We start from the raw sequence: 3,645 nt of genomic DNA, 5'->3' as shown, positions 1-3,645 counted from the left end.
CCCACAGGGAAAATGCGATCAACTGTGGGAGCGAGCCTGCTCGCGAAGAGGCCGCAACAGCCACTACAAAACTTCAGCCTTTTACCAGACTGCGCACCGCCACAATCTCCGGCACCTCAACCTTGCTCATGTACACCCGCAACGGCTCAGTGATGTTGATCCGCTCATCGATGTTCTGGTCCAGCAGCAACTGAATCAGCTCGCGCTTCAAGGTCATGGTGGTATCCGAAACCGGCGCCCAGACAAATTCGCTGGTGGGAATAATCCCGTCATCGGCCACGTCCATGCCGAACGAATCTTCGCTGAATCGCACGATGTACTGACCGGTCTTGCGGTTGAGGCCGACAAAACCCTTGAGGTCATCGGCGGCCTGACAGATGAGTTGGGAAGTGATGCGCATGGTAAACCTCACGAAAAATCATCGATGGTTTACACGCAGGGCAACAGACTCGGCGCGCCCTCTGCCGGAGCGTCTGCCGAGGGCAAGCGTACTGCAAACCGCGCCACAAAAGTGCAGGAAAAATCGCTTTTAATACGTTTATGTCGGTCTGGCGATAGCACGCAATCGCTTCAGTTGTTAAAAGGTACGTCTTTGAAAATGCCCTGCGAAAGGAACTCGAACATGCCCGCCACTTTCACCAAAAGCGCCCTCATGCTGAGCCTGATGCTCGGTCTCGGCCAGGCCCACGCCGCCGCGACTGACGTCAACGCGCTTGCCGCCGCCCATGGCATTCCGCATCCAGCCGTGATCGCGCACCGTGGCGCGTCTTTCGATGCTCCGGAATCCACCGCCGCCTCCTACAAACTGGCCCGCGACCTTGGCGCCGACTACCTGGAAATGGACTTGCAGCGCAGCAAGGACGGCGTGTTGTTCGCCCTGCACGACAACAACCTGCAACGCACCACCGACGTCGCCACCAAGTTCCCCGAGCGCAAGGACAGCCCGGCCACCGCCTTCACCATGGCCGAACTGAAAACCCTCGACGCCGGCAGCTGGTACAACAAGGCTTACCCGGATCGCGCACGTCCGACCTATGCCGGACTGAAAATCCTCACCCTTGATGAAATCATCGACATCGCCCAGGCCAACCCGAAACACAAGCCGGGCCTGTACATCGAAACCAAGGAACCGCAACTGTTTCCGGGAATCGAGCATGACCTCAAAGAGAAACTGCAGGATCGCGGCTGGCTGAGTCCGGCCGGCTCGAAACTGGCGAAAAGCGAGCTGGGCGTCGGCCAGGGCAAAGGCAAGGTGATCCTGCAGACTTTCGAGAAGAACAGCCTCGAACTGCTGCAAAAGGAAATGCCGCAAGTGCCGAAAATCCTGCTGCTGTGGGTCGGTGAAGGCAGCATCGAGCCAAAATCCAAGGTGACCTTTGCCGAATCCGGCGAGAAGGACAAGAACGTGTTCTACGGCAAGCAGGAGCCGAAGTCCGAAGCCGAATTCAAGCAATGGGTGGATTTCGCCAAGGCTCACGGCGCCATCGGCACCGGCCCTTCTGCCAAGTTGACCAAGGGCGGCGATCAGAGCTACTCGGATCTGGTGCAACCGTGGATGAACCAGTACACCCACGATCAGGGCATGCTGGTGCACGTGTACACCGTCGATGAGCCGGTGGACTTCGAGAAAGTCATGGCGGCCGGCGTTGATGGCATTTTCACCAACCGCGCCAGCGAACTGTTGAAGTTCTACAAGCGTCCAGCCAGCGCCAGTGTCGATCAGGTGTTGAAGAACAACGGGTTCTGATCTGCAAAACCGAGGCGCCTTCATCGCGGGCAAGCCACGCTCCCACAGGTTTTGTGTCGGGCATGGCTTGTCCGTTTTGTATTCGGGGTTTTAAGGGTGAATTAAGTTGTGGTGGTTAACCTGAGCCCACTTCAACGAACAACCCAAGGAATGAGCCGATGAAAACTTTGACTGCCCTGTTTACCGCCGCTGCCCTGACCCTGACTGCTGGCCTGGCCCAGGCCGATGTGCGCGTCGACCAGATCCCTGAGCTGGTCAAATCCGGCAAGATCAAGTCGCTGGAATCGATGAATGCCGAAGCGCTGAAACTGCATCCGGGTGCGACCATCACCGACACCGATCTGGATAACCACTTCAACGGTTACGAGTACGAAGTCGAGCTGAAAACCGCCGATGGCAAAGAGTATGACGTCGATTTCGATGCCACTACCGGCAAGGTGCTAAGCAACAAGCAAGACACCTGATACACCGCCAACGCAAAGCCGCACGATCCCGGATCCTGCGGCTTTTTTGCGTCCGTTGCCCGGCGAATCACGCGGATGCCGCCCGAAGGGATGCCAAAACCGCCATCAGACGGCTAGTATGGCGACCATCAGATAAACGATTGCAGCCGAGAGCGATGGGCATGGGGCAGACAGCGGCAGCAGACATCGCAACGATCGGACGGATCAGCGCGGTTCCGGCGATTCTTCAGGTGATTCGCGAACTGACCGGCCTGCGCTTTGCCGCCGTGGCGCGGGTTACCGAGGAGTCATGGACAGCCTGCGCCGTCCTCGACCAGCTGGATTTTGGCCTGCAGGTCGGTGGCGAACTGGATGTGGTCACCACGCTGTGCCACGAAATCCGTGCTGCGCACACGTCGGTGGTGATCGACAAGGCCAGCGAAGACCCGCTCTACCGCGATCATCACACCCCGCGTCTGTACAAATTCGAGAGTTATATCTCGGTGCCGGTGTTCCGCACCGACGGGCGCTTTTTCGGCACGATCTGCGCCCTCGATCCGAACCCGGCACAGCTCAAGTCCAGCAGCATCCAGAGCACCATGGAGTCGTTCGCGCGGATGCTTGCGTTGCAGATCGAAGCCGAGGAAAACGCGCAGCTCACCGAAACCGCGTTGTTGCAGGAGCGCGAAACCGCCGAGTTGCGCGAACAGTTCATTGCCGTGCTCGGCCACGACTTGCGTAACCCGTTGTTCTCGATCAGCGCCGGCGCCGAAATGCTCCTGCGCAAGCATCCGGATCCGGCCATCGACGTTCGGGTACGCAATATCCTCGGCAGTGCGCAACGGGCAACCCGGCTGGTGGATGACGTACTCGACTTTGCTCGCGGACGCTTGGGCAAGGGCATTCCGGTGGATATCCAGCCCTGCGCCGATTTGACCGAAGCCGTGCAGCAAGTGGTGACGGAGATTCGCAACGTGCATCCGCAACGCACCATTCACGCGTCCATCGGCGACTTGCAGGGCTTGCCCTGTGACCGCGCGAGGATCGCTCAATTGCTGTCGAACCTGCTGGCCAATGCGGTGGCCCACGGCGACCCGGCGGGTGACATTGAGGTCATCGCGCAAGTCGAGCACGACGTGTTGATGCTTGCGGTGAAGAATCAGGGGCATATTCCCGAGGCGGTTTTGCCGCATCTGTTCCAGCCTTACTCGCGCCCAAGCGCCAGCACGCCACAGGCCGGGCTCGGTCTGGGGCTGTATATCGCCAGCCAGATCGCCCAGTCCCACGGTGGGCATTTGCATGTGGCGTCCACCGCACAGAGCGGCACGCTGTTCACCTTCAGCCTGCCCACTGCCTGAAACACCACAAACTCAAATCCACCACAGATCCCTGTGGGAGCGAGCCTGCTCGCGAAAGCGGTCTGTCTGCCACATTTGAGGCGACTGGCACTGCGCC

Annotated in this window: 4 protein-coding genes; 3 read left to right on the top strand and 1 reads right to left on the bottom strand. The window is 59.3% G+C overall.

Features of this window, described 5'->3' with window-relative positions; translation table 11 throughout:
• Nucleotides 1–73: 73 nt before the first annotated feature.
• Nucleotides 74–400, bottom strand: coding sequence for a DUF2025 family protein (locus tag HT737_RS05800; protein WP_182401812.1), 327 nt, complete (start codon nt 398–400; stop codon nt 74–76).
• A gap of 222 nt (nt 401–622) precedes the next feature.
• Here HT737_RS05800 and HT737_RS05795 point away from each other — a divergent pair, with 222 nt between their 5' ends.
• From HT737_RS05795 to HT737_RS05785, 3 genes are all read left to right on the top strand, one after another.
• On the top strand, nt 623–1,747 hold the full coding sequence (locus HT737_RS05795) for a glycerophosphodiester phosphodiesterase (protein ID WP_182401810.1): 1,125 nt from the start codon (nt 623–625) through the stop codon (nt 1,745–1,747).
• 158 nt (nt 1,748–1,905) lie between these two features.
• Nucleotides 1,906–2,211, top strand: a complete 306-nt coding sequence (locus HT737_RS05790) for a PepSY domain-containing protein (RefSeq protein ID WP_041066459.1) — start codon at nt 1,906–1,908, stop codon at nt 2,209–2,211.
• Between the two features lie 161 nt (nt 2,212–2,372).
• Complete coding sequence (locus tag HT737_RS05785) at nt 2,373–3,548, top strand: GAF domain-containing sensor histidine kinase (protein ID WP_182401808.1); 1,176 nt, start codon at nt 2,373–2,375, stop codon at nt 3,546–3,548.
• Nucleotides 3,549–3,645 lie beyond the last annotated feature (97 nt).

The sequence above is a fragment of the Pseudomonas sp. MD195_PC81_125 genome (assembly GCF_014060985.1).
Lineage (GTDB): Bacteria > Pseudomonadota > Gammaproteobacteria > Pseudomonadales > Pseudomonadaceae > Aquipseudomonas > Aquipseudomonas parakoreensis.
This window is presented reverse-complemented; position numbering and strand designations above follow the sequence as displayed.

Excerpts from the sequence above, each read along its gene's own strand:
- HT737_RS05800 (WP_182401812.1), bottom strand. The coding sequence starts at position 400 with ATGCGCATCACTTCCCAACTCATCTGTCAGGCCGCCGATGACCTCAAG.
- HT737_RS05795 (WP_182401810.1), top strand. The coding sequence starts at position 623 with ATGCCCGCCACTTTCACCAAAAGCGCCCTCATGCTGAGCCTGATGCTC.
- HT737_RS05790 (WP_041066459.1), top strand. The coding sequence starts at position 1,906 with ATGAAAACTTTGACTGCCCTGTTTACCGCCGCTGCCCTGACCCTGACT.
- HT737_RS05785 (WP_182401808.1), top strand. The coding sequence starts at position 2,373 with ATGGGGCAGACAGCGGCAGCAGACATCGCAACGATCGGACGGATCAGC.